General features: G+C 63.4%; 9 protein-coding genes. 1 reads left to right on the top strand and 8 read right to left on the bottom strand.

All coding sequences use genetic code 11. From position 1 onward, the window contains the following. Positions 1 to 29: 29 nt before the first annotated feature. From AC07Y2_RS19430 to AC07Y2_RS19405, 6 genes are all read right to left on the bottom strand, one after another. The gene (locus AC07Y2_RS19430; protein WP_007959413.1) at positions 30 to 275 is read right to left on the bottom strand and encodes a 4Fe-4S dicluster domain-containing protein; all 246 of its coding nucleotides are present in this window, start codon (positions 273 to 275) and stop codon (positions 30 to 32) included. A 25-nt stretch (positions 276 to 300) separates the two neighbouring features. Further along, entirely contained in the window at positions 301 to 2,031 is a 1,731-nt protein-coding gene (locus tag AC07Y2_RS19425; RefSeq protein ID WP_085683934.1) for a fumarate reductase/succinate dehydrogenase flavoprotein subunit, read from the bottom strand. 2 nt (positions 2,032 to 2,033) lie between these two features. Next, entirely contained in the window at positions 2,034 to 2,780 is a 747-nt protein-coding gene (locus AC07Y2_RS19420) for a GntR family transcriptional regulator (RefSeq protein WP_039768890.1), read from the bottom strand. 95 nt (positions 2,781 to 2,875) lie between these two features. Continuing rightward, positions 2,876 to 3,844, bottom strand: a complete 969-nt coding sequence (locus tag AC07Y2_RS19415; protein WP_103386680.1) for a Gfo/Idh/MocA family protein — start codon at positions 3,842 to 3,844, stop codon at positions 2,876 to 2,878. 9 nt (positions 3,845 to 3,853) lie between these two features. After that, on the bottom strand, positions 3,854 to 4,741 hold the full coding sequence (locus AC07Y2_RS19410) for a Dyp-type peroxidase (RefSeq protein WP_103386681.1): 888 nt from the start codon (positions 4,739 to 4,741) through the stop codon (positions 3,854 to 3,856). 276 nt (positions 4,742 to 5,017) lie between these two features. Further along, positions 5,018 to 6,055, bottom strand: a complete 1,038-nt coding sequence (locus AC07Y2_RS19405) for an AraC family transcriptional regulator (RefSeq protein WP_039768895.1) — start codon at positions 6,053 to 6,055, stop codon at positions 5,018 to 5,020. A 212-nt stretch (positions 6,056 to 6,267) separates the two neighbouring features. On the opposite strand from AC07Y2_RS19405, the gene AC07Y2_RS19400 reads away from it, so the two are divergent. Beyond that, complete coding sequence (locus tag AC07Y2_RS19400; RefSeq protein WP_103386682.1) at positions 6,268 to 7,215, top strand: SphA family protein; 948 nt, start codon at positions 6,268 to 6,270, stop codon at positions 7,213 to 7,215. Between the two features lie 64 nt (positions 7,216 to 7,279). Here the strand turns inward: AC07Y2_RS19400 and AC07Y2_RS19395 are convergent, their stop codons facing one another. Beyond that, on the bottom strand, positions 7,280 to 19,792 hold the full coding sequence (locus tag AC07Y2_RS19395; RefSeq protein ID WP_103386683.1) for a filamentous hemagglutinin family protein: 12,513 nt from the start codon (positions 19,790 to 19,792) through the stop codon (positions 7,280 to 7,282). A gap of 190 nt (positions 19,793 to 19,982) precedes the next feature. Further along, the gene (locus AC07Y2_RS19390) at positions 19,983 to 21,092 is read right to left on the bottom strand and encodes a substrate-binding domain-containing protein (protein WP_074690257.1); all 1,110 of its coding nucleotides are present in this window, start codon (positions 21,090 to 21,092) and stop codon (positions 19,983 to 19,985) included. Positions 21,093 to 21,095 lie beyond the last annotated feature (3 nt).

The raw sequence follows: 21,095 nt of genomic DNA, 5'->3' as shown, positions 1-21,095 counted from the left end.
CAGGCGTCCGGTGTTGCCGGATAGCGTTTTTAGCGAAGCAGATACGGGATTTCGACTTTGACGGCGCCGGTCGGGCAGTCCTTTTCGCAAGGCATGCAGTACCAGCACTCATCGAAGGCCATGTAGGCCTTTTGCGTGGCCGGATTGATCGCCAGCAGGTCCATCGGGCAGACGTCGACGCACACGGTGCAGCCCTTTTCGGCGATGCATTTGTCCTCGTCCACGGTGACGGGGGCGTTGGAGCGGAAGAAGATTTCCTGGGCTTGATAGGCCATGGTTCGGACTCTCTCTAGTGATGCATCAAGCGGCGAAAGCGCCGACCCGCAAACGGTCGTAGGCCTGCATTTCCTCGGCATCGAGCGGGATGATGTAAGGCTCGACGGCTTTCTTGAAACTGGTCATGCGCCCGTCTTCGCCCTTCTTCAGGTGGCAGTGGCAGAACCATTCGCGGTCGTCTCGTTGCGGGTGATCGACGCGGTAGTGGTACAGGCCCCAGCGGCTTTCGGCGCGGAACAGCGAGGCGCGCGCAGCCATTTCGGCGCAGTCGCGGATCACGCTGGTTTCCATGGCGCGCATCAGTTCATGGGCATTGTTGGCCTTCATCTCGTTGAGATCGCGTTCAATGTCGCTGAAGCGTTGCAGGCCGATTTCCATTTTTTTGGTCACTTTCGGCGGTTGCAGGTAGTCGTTGACGAAGCGCCGCAGCTTGTACTCGACCTGTGCCGGCGGCAGACCGTGTTCGCGATCCAGCGGTGCGTAGACCCTGGCCTTTTCCTTCTCGATCTGCTCGGCATCCAGTGCGGAGAACTCGCGCCCGGCGACGAATTCCGCCGCGTTATTACCTGCGAACCAGCCGTAGGTGAACGCGCCAAGCATGTAGTTGTGCGGCACGGCAGCCATGTCGCCGGCCGAGTACAAACCTTTCACCGAGGTTTCGGCGCGCTCGTTGACCCACACGCCGGACGCCGAGTGGCCGCTGCAAAAACCGATTTCCGAGATGTGCATCTCGACCATCTGCGTGCGGTAGTCGGTGCCGCGATTGGCGTGAAACTGGCCGCGACTCGGGCGCTCGTTGCTGTGGAGGATTTCCTCGATGTTCTGGATGGTTTCCTCGGCCAGGTGATCGAGTTTGAGGAACACCGGACCGTTGCCGCTCTCCAGTTCCTGGTGGAACTCCCACATCATTTGCCCGCTCCAGTAGTCGCACTCGATGAAGCGTTCGCCCTTGTTGTTGGCGGTGTAGCCGCCGAGCGGCCCGGTGACGTAGGCGCAGGCCGGGCCGTTGTAATCCTTGATCAGCGGGTTGATCTGGAAGCACTCGAGGTTCGCCAGTTCCGCACCGGCGTGATACGCCATCGCGTAACCGTCGCCAGCGTTGGTCGGGTTTTCGTAGGTGCCCATCAGGTAACCCGAGGACGGCAGACCGAGTCGGCCGGCCGCGCCGCAAGCGAGGATGACAGCCTTGGCCTTGATCACATGGAAGTCGGCGGTGCGGCAGTCGAACCCCATCACGCCGTTGACGGCGCCCTCCTCGTCAGTCAGCAGACGGGTGCAGACCAGGCGGTTGGTGATGCTCACTCGCGCGCGCTTCAACTGGCGATAGAGGACTTTCTTGATGTCGTGCCCTTCCGGCATCGGCAGCACGTAGGCGCCCATGTGATGGACCTTCTTCACCGCGTAATCGCCGGTTTCGTCCTTCTCGAACTTCACGCCCCAGCGGTCGAGCTGTTCAATGGTTTCAAAGCTGTGCGTCGCGTAGGCATAGACCGCCGCCTGATTGACGATGCCGTCGTTGGCGATGGTGATTTCCTTGGTGTACTGCTCGGGCGTCGAGTGGCCGGGGATGATCGCGTTGTTCAGGCCGTCCATGCCCATGCTGATCGCACCGCTGCGTTTGACGTTGGCCTTGTCCACCAACAACACGCGCAGCTCCTTGTTCTTTTCCTTGGCCTTGATCGCAGCCATCGGGCCAGCGGTGCCGCCGCCGATCACGACGATGTCGTATTCCTGTTCGAGAGTATTGCGGGTCATGTTCAGGCCCCTTTTTGCCGGTCGATCCGCAGGCGGTACTGGAACGCATCGCCACGGTAGTAAAGGTGTTCGAAGTCCAGCGGCTGACCGTTGGCGTCGTGGGTCAGGCGCTCGATGCGCATGATCGGCGAGCCAGCCTCGACGTTCAGCGCCTGAGTCAGGTCGCTGTCGGCCAGCACCGCGTCGATGGCAAGATCAGCGTGGCCGAGGGCGATGCCGCAGTCGTTTTCGAGGATCAGAAAGATGTCGCGGGTCACCAGATCAGCCTTCTCCAGCCGCTCGCCGACCGCCTTGGGCAGGTAGGTAATTTCCAGCGAAATTGGCTCGCGATTGATCAGGCGTACGCGTTTGATCTGCGCAACAGTTTCGCCTTCGGCAACCTGCAAACGTTCGGCGACCAGTTTGTCGGCGGCGATGAATTTGAAGCTGCGCAGGCGGTTGATCACCTCGTAGCCACGGCCGGTCATGGACTCGGCGAGGCCTTGCAGGGTGCTGACGTTTTGAAAGGTCTTGGGCTTGGCGACGAAGGTGCCTTTGCCGTGGATCTTGAAGATCAGCCCTTCCTTCTGCAGATCGCCCAAGGCCTGGCGCACGGTGATGCGGCTGACCTTGAACAGTGCGCCGAGCTCGCTTTCGGACGGCATCTGGCTGTCTTGCGGGTATTCGCCGTCGAGAATCCGGGCGCGCAGCACGTCGCGCAGTTGGGTGTGCAGCGGGACGCTGCCAAGAGAGAGAACGTTATCGGTCATCACGGGATCACTTGTTATAACGAGTTATGACGTGATCTTAGAGACGTTATGACAAGCTTGAGAAATATTGTTTGGGCATAACCTTAGATGCGCCTTCAGTGGCGCTTGAGGATCTGATCCATGACCCAATCGGTCTTCAGGGCCTCTGCGGCGACAGCCGGGTGCCGGGACTCACCGCGAATCTGCGCGTTCATGCCCAGCACGTGGTGCCACTGGATGTGTTCGTGATGGGGGATTTCCAGGCTGATGCCCTCTTCGGCATGCAGCTCGACCGGATGCTCGTCGAACACCGAAAACCCGATCCGCCCTTGGCTGCCGATGATCTCGACCCGATCCTCGCGCCGGTCCGCGACAAAGCTCCAGCAGCCCATGCCCAGCGCACCCGAGGCGAATCGCCAACTGGCGCTCACCGCATCTTCCGACGCGTACAACCCGGCCTGACGCGCGGTGAAGCCGGCGACTTCGACGATGTCGCCGAGCAGGTACTGGAACAGGTCGAACCCATGGCTGGCCAGATCGGCGAAATACCCGCCCCCGGCCACCGCCGGATCGGTGCGCCAGTTTGCGCTGCCGTCCAGATCCTTCGGTGACGGTGCCTTGGTCAGCGTCCAGCTCAGATGCCGCACCTCACCGATGCGCCCCTGCTCCAGCCATTGCCGAACTTGCTGGAAGCGCGGCAATGAACGGCGGTAATAGGAGACGAACAGGTGCAAACCGGCATCGGCAAACACCTGCTGCATCTCGCGGCTTTGCCCGACGTTGAGCGCCATCGGTTTTTCCACGCAGCAATGCTTGCCGGCGGCGGCGACTTTCAGGCTGTAGGCGTGGTGACTGTCGGGTGGCGTGGCGATGTACACCGCGTCCACCTCGGGGTCGTTGATCAGGGCATCGACGTCGGTGTACGTCCGGGCGATGCCGTGGCGCGCGGCGTAATCGGTCACCGCTTCGAGGCGTCGCCCCATGACGGCCACCAACGCCGAGCCGGGGGCCTTGTAGAAGGCCGGCCCGCTCTTGCGTTCAGCGACGCTGCCGCAACCGATCATGCCCCAGCGCACCACGTTCATCGTCACGCCTTAGCCGATGCGCAGTGCGCGCAGGTCGAGGTGGCCGTCCTTGAGCGGCGGGCACCAGTAGTAGCCGCCGGTGATCGGCCGGCTGATGCGGTACAGACCGTCGGTGATGCCGTCTTCCAGACCGCTCATGCGCCGCAGTTGCGCTTCGAAGGCATCGAGGGAGAAGCCGAACGCGAGGAACATCAGGCCGGCGCGATCGCCTTCGATCCACGGCATCGAACGACGCACGACGAAGGCTTCCGGGGCGAAACTTTCCTGGGCGGTGCGTTTGACGTGAGCGGACACCGGGGCGTCGTCGATCTCTTCGTTGTCGCTCAGGCGACGGCCCATGATGTTGTCCTTGTCTTCAGCGGACAGCGCATGGAAACCCTTGAGGTCGTGCTGCCACTGCTGGATCGCAGCGAAGCTGCCACCGACCAGACCGTCCGCACCTTCACTTTGCAGTGCGGCGGCGATAGCGGCTTCGTCATGGGGGTTTTCGGTGCCGTCTTCATAACCGGTGAGGTCATGGCCGTCCTTGTGGCGAAAGGCTTCCTGCATCTGCACCAGACGCAGCGCCGGGGCCAGTGCGGCCTCAAGCGCAGTGCTGCGGTTGAGCAGCTCGCCACGGTCGACGCCGTGCAGCCAGACCCACAGGGCGTGCTGGGTCGACGGGTTTTCCACGCCAACGCCGGTCAGCGCCGGGAAGCTGCGCAAGCCGTCGATGTGCACATTCAGGGCCTTGGCCAGGGATTCACCGAAACCGACCACCGCCGACTTGCCATCCACCAGGTTCAGCAGGTTGTCGATCGCCTGCGGCAGCGCTTCAACCGACTCGAGAGCGAAAAACAGGTGACGTGCTTGCGGCGGAACAGGGGTGGCGAGAATGCCCGGCTGGTAGTAACTCATGTCGACTCCTTGGAAAGAGCGCGGAGTTTAACTGTAGGCGGAGGGTTTGTGGGGGATTGAAATGGGTTGGATAACGTCAAAAGCGCCCTCACCCCAGCCCTCTCCCGGAGGGAGAGGGAGCCGATCCGGGAATATTTAAGATGGATTGCGACCTGAAAAAACACCTGGGAATCCATAATCGACACAAACCTTTCAGGTCGATGTATAACGCCAGACACCTCGGTCGGCCCCCTCTCCCTCCGGGAGAGGGCTGGGGTGAGGGGTATCGGTCTCAAGTCAAATCACAGAACTCTCCATGCGCCACGCACTCGGACTCTTCCCCGTCCAACGCTTGAACGCCCGGCGAAAACTGCGCACGTCGCTGTAGCCGACCTCCTCGGTAATCCGCTCGATCGGCATATCAGGATTGGCCAGCAAACTCATGGTTCGCGCCTGCCGCACCTGTTCCAGCAGCGCCTCGAACGTCAACGAATGTTCAGTCAGCCGCCGACGCAAAGTCCGGCTGCTCATGTTCAAGTCACCGGCAATCTTTTCAATGTGACTGCCCCGGCTCAGATCCCGCGCAATCGCCCGCTCCACGGCCTGGATCAGATCAAGTTTCTGATGAACCTGCGCCGCTTCCAGCTCCAGCAGTTTGACCGCCTGACGCAGCGCCAGCGAATGATGATTGGGCAAATTCACATCCAGCCATTGCACGTCGATCAACATCCGATTGTGCAGGCAACCGAAGCGCACCTCCGGCCCCAGCAGACGGCGGTATTCATCGACGTAATCCGGCGCCGCGTGCATGAACTCCACGGCAATCGGCTTGAACGTCTCGCCCACCAGCGCCCGGCCATAGACCAGCAGGCTGGCGAAAAACTCTTCCACCGCAAACACCTGCACCTCGGCAAACGGCAGCCGGCACTCAACGTCGACGTAGACCTGATCGCCCACCACATCGACGCTGGAAACGACGATCCCGCCGGAGGTGTGCTGATGCCGAACGCCAATGTCGAACGCATCGCGCAAGGTCTTGCACAGCGACAGTACGTGCCCCAGCAGCCCCAGCGTACCGAGCACGTTCTGCGCGCCCACCCACAGGCCCAGCCCCTGATTGGGCAAAGCTTTAAGCCCCCGCTGGATCATGGCCACGGCCTGTCGGTAGGAAATCCGCTGCGCCGGATCCTGCAGGTCTTCGAAATCAAAACCCAGGCCACGGCACAGGCTCTGCGGCTCGATGCCCTTGTTGGCGGCGACTTCGGCCAGGGTTTGCAGGAGAAACGGCGACACCAGCGCCATTTCGAAGGTCGGGTCTTGGACTTTTACGTTCATGGGGGCTGACATTCCGGATCACGCTGAATTGTTATTTTTGTTACCGGTTATGTCGAAGGAAGTTAGCACAGGGTTGACGAAGTGTCCGCAGAAGCCCCCATCCGTGTCCGCCAATACCCTGCCCTGTCGTGCGCCAAGGGCTTATTTCTATCGTAGCCGGGCACCCTGCGTGCCGGCGTTGCGCCCAAAACACAATAATAATGAGGACGGACATGACCCCGAACCGCGCGACATTCCCTGTGCGACTGGCGCTGAGCCTGCTCGGCTGCGCCGCGACCCTGCCGGCGCTGGCCACCGAAGCCGGCGTCGACAACATCGGCCCCGGCACCGACGGTTTCTTCATGCTGCCGATGGAAGTCGACAGCCTTCCGGAGAACATGGTCGCCTTCAACCTCTACTACAACCACTACAAGGCGCGGAAGCTCAACATCAGCTCGTTCGGCGGCAAGGTGCCGAATGTCGAGATCGAATCCACCGCCGTCATCCCGCGTCTCGATTACCTGAGCCCGGTACGAATCTTCGGCGGGCGCCTGGCCGGTTACATCGCCCAGCCGTGGCTCAAGCAGGAAGTCTCGGTGTTCGGCCTGAGCGACATCCGCGAAGGCATGGGCGATACCACCATCGCGCCGATCATCCTGTGGGACATGGGCAAGGACCTGACCCTCGGCGCCGCTGTTGAAATCACCGTGCCCACTGGCGAATACAGCGTCGACCGGCTGGCCAACACCAGCAACAACTTCTACACCTACAAACCGCTGTTCTCCTTCACCTGGCTGCCGACCGAGCGCACCGAGGTGTCGATGAAGACCACCTACAGCTTCAACGAGAAGAACAAGGACACCGACTACAAGTCCGGGCAGATCTTCCACTTCGATTACTCGGCCAGCTACAAGATCACCGACGACCTGATGCTCGGTATCAACGGTTACTACCTCAAGCAGACCACCGACGACAAACAGTTCGGCCACACCGTGCAATTCGCCGGCCAGGACGTTGATGACGGCGTACGCGGCAAGGTCTTCGCCATCGGCCCGGCGCTGCACTTCACCTTCCTCAAGTACGCCAGCGCCGAGATCCGCTGGGCCAAGGAATTCGACGTGGAGAACCGGCCAGAGGGGGAAATGTTGTGGGCGAAGGTGAGTATTCCGTATGCTTTTTAAATAAAAGAACCGAAAAAAAAAGGGCGGCCAAACGGCCGCCCGAAGCGTACTACACGAGAGTTCTTTACAACGTCAGCTGTCCCCGCTCCTCTTCGGTCAGCTGCTGTTTCGCCTGTTCATCCAGCGCCCCGGCGCCCAGCACCTGCACCGGGCTGTCGGGGTTGTAGCCGGGTGTCGGCGCACGGCTGGCACCATCGCGGGTCGGGGCCAGTTGTTCGTTGCCGAAGCTGAGCACCTGCACGGTGAACACCGAAGCCTGGTTCTGGCGCGACGCGGCTTGCTGCTGACGGGCGACGTCTTCCGCGGCCTGGGTTGCCGAGGACGCAGCGGAGCTGGCCGAAGTGATTGCGCCGGTGTTGACCGCCGAGACCACCGGCACGCCGGTCGCCTTGCCCTGCACCGAGATGTTGGCGGCGTTGACCACCGTCAGCGCGGCGATGTTGACGTTGCCCGAGACGCGAATCCCCGCCTCGCCCGCATCGATCGTGCCCAGCGGCGCGATCAGGTCGATGTCCCCCGGCGCCACTTCGGCAATCGGGTTGAGTGTGGCGATACCGGCGCCGGTGCTCGGCACCGATGGCGACAGGGTCACGTTGCCCCAGGTGTCGTACACGCGTTTCGGCGGGGTGTAGACCACGGTGGTTTTCGAACCGCGACCGGCGTTGATGTCGCCCTCGGCAGACCAGCCGAGGATCGAGCCGCCGAACGTGGTCATGATCCGGCTCTGCCCCAGCAAGATACTGCCTTGGGAGTAAAGCTGAATGTTGCCCGAACCCTGGGTGATGATCCCTGCCGTGGACGGCGGCGCGGCACCCTCGATGCCGAACACCTGACCGCCGCCCGGCGTGAGCATCTGGATATCGCCACCGAACAGGGTCTTGACCCCGGCGCCACCGTAAAGGGTGATGTCGCCGTCGTAGCGGATCGGGTTGCCGGCCACATCGACGGTCGGGAACAGCGAAGCAACAGCGTTACGACCACGCAGATAACTGCCTGTGCGCGGGCCGTCGACATCGTTGTATTCCAGGCCGCCAGCACGCAATTCGGCGAAGTACACCTGGCGGGCGAAGATCGCCTGTTCGGCACTTGGCAACGCTGCAAAGAAGGCTTGCGCCTGCTCTGCGTTGCCACTGAAGCCGTAGCCGAGGGTCAGCCAGCTCTGCAGCTCGTCGAGGTAGGTCTTGACCACTTTGCCCGGTTGCCCGTTGAGGGATGCGTTCGGGTCCGCGAGGTACTGCGGGTTCAGGTACCGGGCGATGAACCGCGAATAATCCGGCCCCTGCGCGCCCACACCGGCCTGCAACACCACACTGGCGCCCGACCGCTGATCACCGGCCACCAATGAGCCAAGGCTGGTGATGCTGGCGCGGTCTTCCATCAGGATATTGCGCCCGGCATTGATATCCAGGACGCCGGGGCCCGCGATGTCGAAGCTGCTGTAGAGGATGTCCCGCCCTGCCGATACCCGCGACACGTCCCTTGGGTCGTCATGCACGAACAGGTTGCCGGTCGAGGTGATGCTTTCTGTCGGTGTTATGCCCATCTCGGCACCAGGCACGGTCGTTGGGCTGCCCAGGAAAGTACCGGACGCCACGATATCGCGCCCGGCCAGCATCCAGACAGGGCCTGCGGCTTCGTACCAGGTACGTTTCGACAGGCTGAACGTCAGCGTTTCACCGCTGCGAACGCCCACCAGATCGCCGGTCAAGGCGTAGAACCGCGCCGGTGTCTGGACGTCGCTCAAGCCCGAGTAGCTGTTGGCGCCGAAAGCGAATAACGGATAGCGCAGATTCTTGTCCGGCAAAACCCCGTCGCTGTTGCGATTGCTCATGATCGGCGTGGCCGACGTGTTGTTGCCGTACCCGTTGAAGGCCGGCGCAAAGGGTGTGGCGAGGGACAGCGGACTGGCGCCCGACTGATTGATCGCATAGCCACCCGCGTAAATCGAGTCCTGCGCCAGCAACTCCAGTTGCCCGGTTCTGGAAGGTGCCAGCAGCAGCGAATACCCGGTTGCCGGCACCGTTCCGCTGCCCTGGCTGTAGACCGCTGAAGGTCCGGCATAAATCGAACCTTGCGCCGCCACCGCCCGCAGGATCGACGGGTAAACGAATCGTCCATCGGTAGGCGACGTATTGCGGCCGGTGACAGGGCCCTGACCGTCGACTTCGCCCAGTTGGGTGCTCGGTGTCAGGTTGCCTCCCGCCGAAAACAGGTCGATGGCGGTGTGATCGGTCCACAACGAGAAGCCCGTCAGGCCGCCCCCCTCATGGACGACACCGTCGTCCGTGGTGAACGGCGTGGAGTTCTGCAGCCGCACCCGACCCGGGTCCGCCGCCCCGCCCAACACCAGATCGCCGCGCGTGCTGAGACTCATCCCCGAATCCCCCGGAATCAGCACAAGCCCACCGGAGGCGCTGCCCATCGTGGACGTGAACGGGTCGAACGGGCGCACTTCACGAGGATCCTGGGTCGAGGCTTCGGCGCCATATTGCAGATTGATCCCGCCCAGCGCGCCGCCGGTCAGTCGCGCGGCACCGCGCAGGTTGATCAATGCACCTTGCAGGTCGTGTTGTGCGACACCGATGCCGTTCTCTCCGGCCCGGGCCTGCAATGACGGGTTCACCGATCCGCCAATGCGGATGTCCATGTCGCCGCCACCGGTCAATTGCAGGCTGCCATCGCTGCCCACGCGCCCGGTACTGCCGACCGCCACGACCAGCCCCCGCCCGCGTGGATAAAGGTTGGTCTTGTTAGCGTCGCCCATCGCCTTGAGCATGCCGGCATCGCCCCCGGCACGCAGGCTGATATTGCCGCCGCCCAAGGTGCCGAAACCGGTGAAACCGACCAGGTACGGGCCGGTATCAACACTCTGATCCGGCAACGGTTGCGTCGCATAGCTGCCGAAGTTGATCCACCACGCGGTCGGCACATCACTGTTGCCGGTGCCCTGACGCCAGAGCCAGTTGCCCACGGCCACACTCGGAACCTGCTCACGGGTGTCCATGTTTTGCGACAAGCCGCGACGCCCCAGTACATCGCCCGATATCGAGCCGCCGGCATTGATGGTCAGGTTGCCGCCCATTTGCGGGTACCAGGCCTGATACAGGCTGTCACTGCCACTGACCCATTTTTCGTAGTCGCCGCCGGCACTGCCCAGCACCGAGCCGTTGTCCGACAGTTTTCCGCGAGGCTGATTGAAGCGCGGATCGATGTCTTGCGACTGAGTGCCGGCGGTATACACGCCGTACGGCGAATCCATGCTCAGATCGCCGGCGGCGAGTACGTCCAGATCGCCGGTGCCGGTCCGCAGCACGCTGAACATCTGTGTGTGGGTCTTTACCGTGGTACCCGGTTTGTTCTCCACGCACAGTTCCGGGAATGCACCACACCAGGCGAGTACATCATCGTCGGTCATCGGCGAGCCAGGCGGCATGCCCATCCAGTTGTCCGGCGCCCAGACCCAGCGCGGGGCCGGCACACAGGAGTTCGGCGCCCAGTCGCACCACATCATTTGATCCTCGGGGACGGGGTCACCCGGCGTGAAGCCGCCCAGGTTGCCCTCGCCCCAGACCAGGGTCGGTGGTTTTTCTGTCACGGTCAGACCGTAATGGGTGTCGGCCAGGCGCAGATGGCCATCGCTGGACACCGGCTTGATCGCCCGGCTGTCCGCGGCGCTCAGATCGGCCCCCGCCACCACGCGCATCGACCACGACGCGCTGCCGGCCGGCAACAGGCTGGCGACCGCCCAATTGCGCCCCTGGGTCGTGCCGGTCAATGGCCGCAATTCGATGAACGCCGTACCGTCCGCCAGTACGACATTGGTCATCGACGGAATCAGCGAGCCGCGCAACAGGGCCAGCGAACCGCTCAGGCGCACGCCCTTGACCCCGGCGTTGCCGGCCTCGACGCTGCCCGGCAGCGGCACGCCTTTGGGCCAGCGCAGGGCTTGCAATGCTGTTGCGTCATTCAAACGGATACCCGCTCCCAGCCGGCTGCCCGCGGGCAAAGTCACGCTGTCGGCGAGCAGCGTGCCGGCGGCATACAGCACGTTGCCCGAAGCATCGCGAACCGAGCCGGCGAGCACCGTGCCGGCGCCGAAAGTGTAAGGCGCCGCCAGTGTCGCCTCGGTCGGCAACAGCGTGCCGCTGGCCAGCGTCGTCGCTTGCAACGGGAGGTCGTAGTTCAACGTGGCGCCGACCGGGAACACCGTACCGTCCGCGAGCGTAACGCCCGCCCCCGGCACGATCAGATCGCCGCCGAACGGCTGAATCCCCGGCAGCAATTTCCAGCCGGCATCGTCCACGGTCTCCGGCGGCGGCGCGAAACCGTCGTTGAGGCTGCCATGGATATCGAGGTTGCCGCCCGCACGGATCACCAGGCTACCCGCCTCGCCCGAGCCGTATACCGAAGTCTTCTGCGTGTGCGGATTCAGGCTGGCGTAGCGGTAACCGGACAGGTCCACATCACCCTGCACCACCAGATCACCGTCGGCGGTTTTACTGGCGATCTCGACCCCAGGCCGTAGATGGAAGGCGTCGGCATAAGTGGCGTTGTTCAGACCGGCCAGTTTGTTGTTCAGCAAGTTGCCGTTGGCCAGCGCCGCGTTGATGAACGCCGTGCTGTCGCCGTGGATGCGATCGAGGTACGCCTGATCGATCACCTGATATGGGCGTCCACTGGCCGCCGGGTCCGTGCCGTCGCTGGCATCGGTATAGCGGCGCGTGGCGTTGAGGCCAATCGAGCGGGCTCCCTGAATACTCAGCGCACCGCCGGCATCGATGGCAATGTCACCCGTCCCCAGACGCGGCGCGTTCAGCTCCAGCGTACCGCGCAGCAATCCGTCGGACTGCCCCGGCAGAGTGCCGCGAACGGCCTCGGTGCCATGGCGCAAATCGATGCGCGCACCGGCGCCGAGCGTCAGCACGCCTTGTCCGGAGTTGAGTTCGACCATCGCCCGGTTCGGTGCGTCGATGATCTTGCCGTAGCTGTCGACCCGCAGCACACGACCATGGGCGTCAAGCACCGCATTTCCCGCGACGGTCAGGCCGTTTTGCGCCGACAGGCGAATACTGCCGACCCGCTCGCCGCCGGCATCGATCAGGCCAGCGACTGTCAGCTGGCCGTTGTCCACCGACACATTGACCTCGCCCGCCTTGAGCCCGTCGCCGATCAACAGATCGCCTTGCTTGAGCTGCAAGCTGCGGCTGCCGAAAACCTGCCCCGCGTTCAAGCGCTGATTGAGGGCCGCGAACTGCTGGCTCGCGTCGCCATTCAGGTGCTGCGCGCGGATATCCACGCCACCGGCCTTGTACGGCACCAACGTGCCGCCGGCATCGTAATAGCCGCTGCTGGCACCGAGGATATCGCCTTGCAGATCGACCATGCCGGCATCGGCGGCCAGCGCGACGGCACTCAGGTTACCGGCCTGATTGTTCTGCGCCGACAGATCGATTCGCGAACCCGCCGCCTGACGAATGTTGCCGTCGCGGCTGTACAGCGCCACATCGCCGCCCCAGCTGTATTTATTCACATCGTTGAACGGCAAGGTGCGACCGGCCATGTCCAGATACGCGCCACTGGCCAAGGTCAGATCGTCCTCGGACTTGACCACCAGTTTGCCGCTGGCCAGGGCGATGCGACTGTCCAGCAGGACATTGCGCGCATCGAGGGTCAATTCGGCTCCCAGCGCATTGGCGGCAGCCGCTGTACCGGCACCCGTCAGGGTCAGATTGTTACCGGCTTTGAGCAGGTTGACCGAGCCCGACTCCCCCGTCAGCAACGGCGTACGCAGCGTGAGATTGCCGCCGCTGTAGGCATAACCGTTGACCGGATCGAAAGCGCCCTGCGTCTGGTACACCGCCAGGCTGCCCTTGTGGTTGGCGGTGATGCGATCGCTGGCAGAGAGGTTGACGTTGGCAAAACCCAATACCAGACGTTTGTTCTGGTCCAGACCGCTGGCCTGCGGATTGGGGCCGTAGCCGAACTCGATCCGTTGCGCCTGAATATCGAACGTGCCCTGGCCAGTGCCGGCGCCGCCCGTGATCACCGACCCCGGATCCTGAGTCGCACCGTTCCAGATCAGATTGGCAGTGCGAATGGACGCCACGTCGCCGCTTTCACCCAGGCCGTAAATGGCCGGGGTGCTGAGAATCAGGTTTTGCAGCTTGCTGACACCGGTCTGCGGATCCAGCGTATCGAGGCTGACACTGCCGTAAAAATTGAACGCATCGCGGCTGGTCAGGCTCAGGGTTTCCAGCGCCGGTGCGCCGAACTGTGTATCGCCCCGCAACAGGCGGTTCAAGACATTCTGGTTCAGCGTCAGACCGGTCGGCACCCGGTTGCCGGCGGCGCTCAAGGCCTCGGCACTGCCGGCATTGACCGAGCCCACGGCGAGCGTCAGATGACGGGTGCCGAAGCGTACCGCTTCGTCGAGTTCGAATTGCTTGTCAGTGGCGGCGGTAATGCTGCCGCTGGAATAGAGCAGCGTCGGGTTGTTGCACGCTGTCGTCAGGCAACTGCCAATGAGAATGTTACCCGCGCCGGATGTCCTGACCGACACTTCTGGCGCCAGCACATTGGTCCAGCCGTTCGACACCACCAGCAACCCCGCCGCACCCGGTTTGTAGATGAAGCCGGTGCTGGAATCGTAAGGCGCGTTGCCACGCCCCAGAGTGTTGATGCCCGAGCCGGCTTCGAGGCTGATGCCGCCATCGGTCCGGGTGGTGCGCAGCAGCACTTCGGGTGCCGCCAACACGGCACCTTCACGCAGGGTAATCGTTGAGGTATCGCCGCTGAACGCGATGATGTTGCCCGACGTGTTGTAATCGATCGTCGGTTGCGCGCCGAGGGTCAAGCGGCCGGCATTGAGCGCGTTGAGGCTGCCGGCATACAGCGACACACCTGCAAAACCTGCAGTGCTCGAATGTCCCGCGCCGAGAATTTCGAAGTTGGGCGCGCCGTGCACCACGGCCGTCCCGACGACGCCTCCCGTGGCGGGCTGGAACAGCGCCTGACCGTTGAAATCCAGCGCGTTACCCGGTGCGGCGCCCTGGGACAGATTCAGTCTCAGGGATTTGCCGTCCATGGGCGCCAATGCCCGTGGCACGCCCCGGCGCGTCGCATCGCTCTGGATGAACTGACTGAAAGAGGTCTCGTTGTACTGCGAGTAACGGCGCAGCACGGCGGCGGATGTCAGGATGACCTGGCTCGCCAGGCTGTCACGCAGGCCGGTATTGGCAATCGACATCCGCCCCGAACCCGTCCACGAACCATTGCGCAGCGGCAGTGCAGCGTTGGTTGCACCCGCTGCCGCCTGGCCATTGACCTCGACCCGGAAGGCGCCCGGCAACAGCGCAAAGGTCGAGGGCAGCAACGTATAGATGCCCGCCGCCAGCCCCGGCACGCCCGCCCCGAGGGTGATCTGCTGGCCGATGCGCGGATCGACCGCCCCCGCCTCGGCGAGCATCGGCGCATAAGCACTCTGATTCCCCGGCACGATGGCGTATACCGGGTTGCTGGCCAGGCCAGGCAGGCTGAAGGTGCCGTCACTGGCATTGCGCACCAGCGGGTTGTAGCGGGCATCGGTGGAACCGCCACGCCCGGATACGAAACCGGCACCGCGCAAATCACCGCCACCCGACAGGTCGATCAACGCACCGCCTTGCACATCGACGTACTTCGAGGTGAGCGTCACGCCAGCGGTTTCGGCGGTGATCCCTCGAAGCAGCACGGACTTGCCGTTGTAGCGATAGTCGATGCCGTCGGTGGTGCCGCCATAAGGCATGACCAGCCCGGCTGCGCTGGCCGAAGTCATGCTGCCTGGCAACAGTTGCAGTGTCCGGGTGTTGAGGACCAGGTTGTCACCCAGATTGATCATGCCCAGCGGCGCACGGATCACCCCGCCCTGCTCGATATGGGCAGCGGCCAGCGTCAGGTTGCCGAAGACCGAGTAAGGCAACGCGGCCGGCGCCGCCCCGGAACTGCTGATTCGCAGGGTACGCTCAGGATTGGCGTCACGCTGGACACTCTGATAACCCACGCGTACCTCGGCGGTGACATCACTGGCGGGGTAGATCTGCGCGGCACGCAGGTTCAGGTCGCCCGGCGTCCACAGTTCGGTTTTCTCGACGTTGCCGGTGGGCGCCAGAAAGCGCAGATCGCCTCGGCTGTCGAGCGTGACCTGTTCAAAACCCCGCCGCCCGACTTCCAGCGCCGGGCCGCCGAGCTGCACGATTGCCCCGGCCGTGCCGAACGACAGACTGTTGCCCAGATCCAGCAGATCTGCCGTGGCGGTGAAGTGTGCCGGCGCCACTTCGGTGGTCGGATTGTTCATCACCCGTGGCCGGATATCCCCGGGAGCCTCGGAATACTTGCCCGTACCCGACAGACGCACGTAAGGCGCAGACAGATTGATCCGTGCATTGCTTTGCGAACTGTCGGCCAGCGACAAGGCCCCGGCATACAGGCTCAGGCTTTGATTCATGTGCAGATCGACGTTGCCGTCGAACGACAGCAGACCGTTGCTCAGCACGCTCAGGTTGTCGAACCCGCCGGACATCAACTGATCGGCGCCCAGACGGGCACGTCCGTATTGCAACGCAGGGGCGGCTTCACCCGCTTGCAGACTGCCCGGCAACAGCGACGGGCCGGCGTCCTGGCCGATGACGATTTCGCGCGGCACGCGAACGTCGTTGCTCGCGTCGCTGCGCAGATAAATCGGGGTCTCCAGCGCAATGTCCAGTCGCCCGCCCGCCGCCCCGGCACCACCGGCCGCCGCACGCAGGCCGCCTTCGATGAACAGGCCGTTGTAGGAACTCAGCGAAATTCGTCCACCATCCGTGGCAACCAGCGTCGGTCCCTGCCCGGCGATATCCAACATCGCCTGTGCGCCGGAAGCCTCCAGTCGCGCACCGCTTCGCACAATCACATAAGCATCGGCCGACGTGGCCGTGGCTTTCTTCGCATCGGTTTCACCACCGATGATGATCGAGCCGCCCTTGCCGACCTGGCCATACACCCGACCCAACGCATCGATGCCGGTGGCCACGCGACCGGCCACATCCAGCACCGCGTGCTCGCCGATCCAGATGGAACGGTTGTGGATTTGCTTGTCCGCCGTCTGCGAGGAATCGGCGACATTGATCGAACCGAACTGCTGCTGGCGGATATCGATTGTGCCGCCCCAGGCATTCAACTGGCCATCGACCGTGAGCTGACCGGCGCTGCGCAGATTGATGCGCTGCCCCGGATCGACACTGATCCGCGAGCCCTGGCCAAGAGTCAGGGAGTTGCGGGTCGGATCGACCAGAGCTATCTCGCTGGAACCGGCCTGCAAAGCCAGGCTGGCGCCGGTACGCTGGGTCAGTTGCGCCTTGAGCGGGTTTTCCTGATAAAGCGTCGGCGTCCACAACTCCAGCGCCTGCCCTGGCGCGGTGCCACTGACCTGATTCGCGGCTGCATCACCAAAACGGTAGACCGGCATCAGCACGTCAATGAGGGTGTTGTCCGCCACGTCGAGGCGATTGAGGCCGATAAGGTTGTAGGCAGAAAAGCCCTTGTCGAACAGATCCGGTTGCAGATGCAATGTGTTGTTGGCGAGGGGTTTATCGGACTGGCCGATGAAGATGTCGCCCGCCTGTATCAGCAGTCGGCCACCGCCGGAAACACCGTAACCGCGCAGTTGACCGTCCAGGGTCAGGTGGCTGTCACCCGGCGCAGACAAGGCGCTGGACTCCAGCGTCACATCACCACCCTTGCCACCGCGAGTCTTGCCGTTGGCCAGAATCGCTCCGCCGGAAGACACGTCCAGCAGACTGCCCGCACCGATTTCGATATCGCCGCTGCTGCGGATCGACACCACGCCACCGTCCAGATACGCCAGGCTTGCGGCATCATCCGGGTTGGTGCGCAGGTTGCTCCACAGACCGCGCGTGTCCAGTTGTGCCCCTTCAGCCACGCTCACGCGGGTGGCCTTGCCGGTCGGTGCGACGAGCCGGGTGTCGGTGAGGCGATCGGTGTTGAGCTGATTGAGCACGTTGCCCAGGTGCAGGCTGCCGCCGCGCGCGGTCAGGTTTGCGTTGACCTGCACCTGCGGCCCGTAAAGGGTGATGTCGCCACCCTTGTCGACGGTGACGGCACCTTGCACGTCGATCCGTTCTTTGGCCGCCACTTTCAGTGCGCCCGGTTGCCAGTCGCTGAGTTGCCCGGCATCGAGAAACAGCTTGCCGTCGCGCGCATCGGATACAGCGCCGGTCAGATCCCGATCATTGCCTTCAGCCGGCCGCTCGCCGCCGATCTGCACCTGATCGAACAACGGATTGAGCCCATAGAGCAAACCACCGGACGCCGCCACGTACGCCGGGTCGTAACTGCCGACAATCAACTGCCCGCGCCGCGCCAGCGCCGTCTGACTCTGCGCATAGCCATCGAGCACCGCACGCGGGGCCTGGGTCTGGCGCTCGCCTTGATAAACCTCGCCGAGCAACTGACCTTCGAGCACGGCGTTGCGGGTGCCGATCACCAGTTGCCCGGCATCGCGACCCACGGTGTAACCCGATTCCCGACGACTGGACGGCGCAATCAACGGGTTGTAGTAATAACTCGTCTGGCCCCAGCGCTCACTGCTGTCTTCATAGCCCTTGTACAGTCCGGTGTAAAGCAGATCCCCAGGCGCTTTGGAGACTTCATACAGGCGCCCGTCGGCCCCACGCAGCCAGCTCTGGCGAATCTCGCCGCTTTGTACATCCAGCGTGCCGCCGGACAGATTGATCAGCGAGCCCTTCTCGGTCACCACGTCATTGCCGGCAAAACTCACCATCCCGCCCTGGGCCATCCATTCGCCGATGCGGTGGCCCTGGGTGCCGAGATAGCCGCCGACCTCCAGCAGACCGCCCGCCGTGTACCAGCGATCCGTGGCGTAGCCGTTGGTGCCGGCCGGGACGTAGACCAGTTCGCGCACATCGACCCAGATGTCATTGCTGTTGAGCGCACCTTTATCGCGATTGACCGAAGCATCGCGCTGCTCGTTGCCCTGGACGTTGATCTTGATGCTGTTGGATTCCATCGCGACTTTCACGCCGATGGCACCGGAGACATCGATCAATGCGCCGTCTCGCACCAGACTGCGACGCTGCGCCGCCACCGCCACTTGCCCGCCGGTGGCCAGGGTGATCGAGCCGCTCTGGAACTCGACGCTGCCGCCGCTCTGGATGTCGACGCGTGACTGGTCGCTGCGAATCCTGTTGTTGGGCGTCACGCCGGTCAGCGCCGCCTGATGCTGACTGTCGAGGGCCGTCAGGTCACTGCTGTCAAGCAGGATCGCCGTCGCGCTGCCCTGCCCCAGCGTCACGCTGCCCTGAGCGTCGGTCGCCGGGTTGAGCAAATGGATCGTGCCGCGGGTCGCGACCGAGGTGCTGGCCAGCAATACGCCGTTTTGTACGACCTCATGGCCGGTCAGGGTGATGTCGCCGGTCGCGGCCTGAATCAGACCGTTGTTGCTGACCTTGCCGGCAGCACTGCCGGTCTTGAAGCCCGGCGTGACTTCGTTGCCGAACGTCGTGGAGAAGGCGTTGCCTTCAGTGCCCGAGCCTTTGCGGATGTAAAAGCGATCGCCTGCGCCGAGCACGGTCTGGCCCTTGGCGGTGTTGATGCTGCCGTCGTTCTGCACTTCGCTGCCGAGCAGCAAGGCATAGCCGCCGGCATCCGTGGATTTGGCCGGCCGCGCCGTTTCGATGGACGCACCGCGCTCCACCAGCACTTTGCCGGCCGCCTCGGTGAACGTCGGCTGACTGCCGGTGCTGTCGAAATACAGGCCGCGATCGCGGAACTGAATATCAGTAATGTTGGCTGCCGCCGCGACCAGGTTGCGCACGTTGACCTGGCTGGTGCCGCTGAACACGATGCCGTTGCGGTTGATCAGCATCACCGTGCCATCACCCTTGATCTGGCCCTGAATCTGGCTGGCCCGCGCATTCGGATCGTTGACCCGGTTGAGCACCGCCCAGTTCGACTGCTGGGCGAACTCGACCGTGGTGTTGCGCCCGACGTTGAAGGTCTCCCAGTTGAGGATCGCCTTGTCGGCGGTCTGCTCGATCTTCACCGTGGTCTTGCCGTCGGCCTGAGTCTGCTGCGGGCCTTTGGCGTTCTGCCAACCCTGCGTGAGGCTGTTGTCGACCTTCAGGCCGCCCTCGCCCAGACCGTCAGGCACAAACTGCACCGTGCCCAGTGCCGCCGCACGACCGGCCGCCTGCGCCGCCTGTTGCGCCGCAATCGCGGCTACGGTGTTGTTCAGCGTTTGAATCGAGCGCTGCAACTGCTGGTTGGCCTTTTGCTGCTGCGCCAGCGGTGGCGTCATCCCCGGCAATCCGCCGACGCTCGGGCGCGCTGCGGCGGCCTGTTGCGCCGCGCCCTTGGCGGCAAACCATCCCGAGCTGAAGGTGGTCGCCGCCTCGGCACTGCCCGCCACCAGGCACAAGGCAATCGCCTGCGCCAGGGGCTTGAGCAACCACAGCGCCGGATCGGCGGCCATGCGCTGCTGAGGCTGAACACGGGTACTGCGACGGGATGGGCGAGCGAGCATCACTACGAGATCCTTTTTGTTTGCCACACGAGGCCGCAGGTCGGCTTGCCCCTGCTGTTACGACATAGGCGGTTGGCGGGGGCCGCGACCGAACGGATGTCACACAAACTTCATGAATGAGGAGTAGATCGGCCAAAAAAAATGGCAGCAGCCCGAAGGCTGCTGCCATTTCATTGCCGTGAAACGAGGCTTACAAAGGACGACCGACAGCGTTGCAGACGCTGGCGTTGTTGATGTCCAGGTTGTTGCCCGAGGTGTTGGTGACGAAGTTGGCAGTCACAGCCGCTTTCCAGTTGGTTGGAACCGGAGTGAAGCTGTGAGCGATGGTGGCAGCGTTGTTGCCCGGGTTGCTGTAGTGAGTGGTCAGGAAGGCTTTGACATCAGCGGCCACGGCTGCGTCCTTGTAGCACTGGCCGAAGATGAAGTTGGTGTAAGCCACGATCGGGTAACCGCTGGCTGGGTTAGGAACGACCGGTACCCACTGCGAAGGGTTCGAAGGGGTGGTTGGCAGAGCAGCCGAACCCAGTGCCAGCGAAACGTTGGCGGTGGTTGGCTGTACGCCGTTGACGCGAGCAACCACTGCGTTGCTGGCGGCGTTCACACCGTCCGGACCGACGTAACCGATGGAGCCGTCAACAGCGTTGACCTGAGTGGCCACGTCAGCAGTACCGGCAACGCCTACCCAGTTCGAAGGCAGGGTCGAACCGGCTGGCAGACGAGCGCTGGTGAACGTGGAGTTGGTGGCGAACCTGGTCGGGCAGATCGCGTTCAGGTGACGGGTCAGGATTTCCGAAGTGCCGCTGGAAACGTTGCGATAAACAACGCGGATCGGCGTGGTGTCGGAAGTGCCCAGCAGCTCGCCCCAGGTGGCTTTGGCGCCGGAGAAGGCATCGCACAGCTGAGCGCTGGTCAGGTTCAGAGCGGTCTGACCGGATTTTTTGTAAGGGATGGCAACCGAAGTGGCCACCGAAGGCAGCTGGATCAGCGGGCCGTACGAAGCGCCGAAGTTGGCGTTGTAGGTGCTGATTTCCGAAGCGCTGAGGATCGAGTCGCTACCGGCGAAGTGAACCGAACCGGTGGTGCTGAACAGTGCCGAGTTGTTGGTCAGGAAAGCGGTCTTGCCGGTGCCGCTACCGGTACCCACGTAGCTGAAGTTGGTTGGCAGGATGCTGTTGCTAGAGCCTTTGTACAGAGCGGCAGGCAGAGTCGCGCCACCACCGGTAACGTTGGCGGCCATGGCCTGGGCGGAAGCCAGGGCAGCGACGGTCAGGGAAGCTGCGATCAGAGTGCGCTTGAACATGAA

The sequence above is a fragment of the Pseudomonas sp. GW456-12-1-14-TSB6 genome, assembly GCF_059424205.1.
The sequence above is the reverse complement of the archived record's forward strand: the minus strand, read 5'-3'. Positions and strand labels throughout refer to the sequence as shown.

What these genes read in the sequence shown, in the direction of transcription:
- AC07Y2_RS19430 (WP_007959413.1), bottom strand. Translation starts at nt 275, where the DNA reads ATGGCCTATCAAGCCCAGGAAATCTTCTTCCGCTCCAACGCCCCCGTC.
- AC07Y2_RS19425 (WP_085683934.1), bottom strand. Translation starts at nt 2,031, where the DNA reads ATGACCCGCAATACTCTCGAACAGGAATACGACATCGTCGTGATCGGC.
- AC07Y2_RS19420 (WP_039768890.1), bottom strand. Translation starts at nt 2,780, where the DNA reads ATGACCGATAACGTTCTCTCTCTTGGCAGCGTCCCGCTGCACACCCAA.
- AC07Y2_RS19415 (WP_103386680.1), bottom strand. Translation starts at nt 3,844, where the DNA reads ATGAACGTGGTGCGCTGGGGCATGATCGGTTGCGGCAGCGTCGCTGAA.
- AC07Y2_RS19410 (WP_103386681.1), bottom strand. Translation starts at nt 4,741, where the DNA reads ATGAGTTACTACCAGCCGGGCATTCTCGCCACCCCTGTTCCGCCGCAA.
- AC07Y2_RS19405 (WP_039768895.1), bottom strand. Translation starts at nt 6,055, where the DNA reads ATGAACGTAAAAGTCCAAGACCCGACCTTCGAAATGGCGCTGGTGTCG.
- AC07Y2_RS19400 (WP_103386682.1), top strand. Translation starts at nt 6,268, where the DNA reads ATGACCCCGAACCGCGCGACATTCCCTGTGCGACTGGCGCTGAGCCTG.
- AC07Y2_RS19395 (WP_103386683.1), bottom strand. Translation starts at nt 19,792, where the DNA reads ATGCTCGCTCGCCCATCCCGTCGCAGTACCCGTGTTCAGCCTCAGCAG.
- AC07Y2_RS19390 (WP_074690257.1), bottom strand. Translation starts at nt 21,092, where the DNA reads ATGTTCAAGCGCACTCTGATCGCAGCTTCCCTGACCGTCGCTGCCCTG.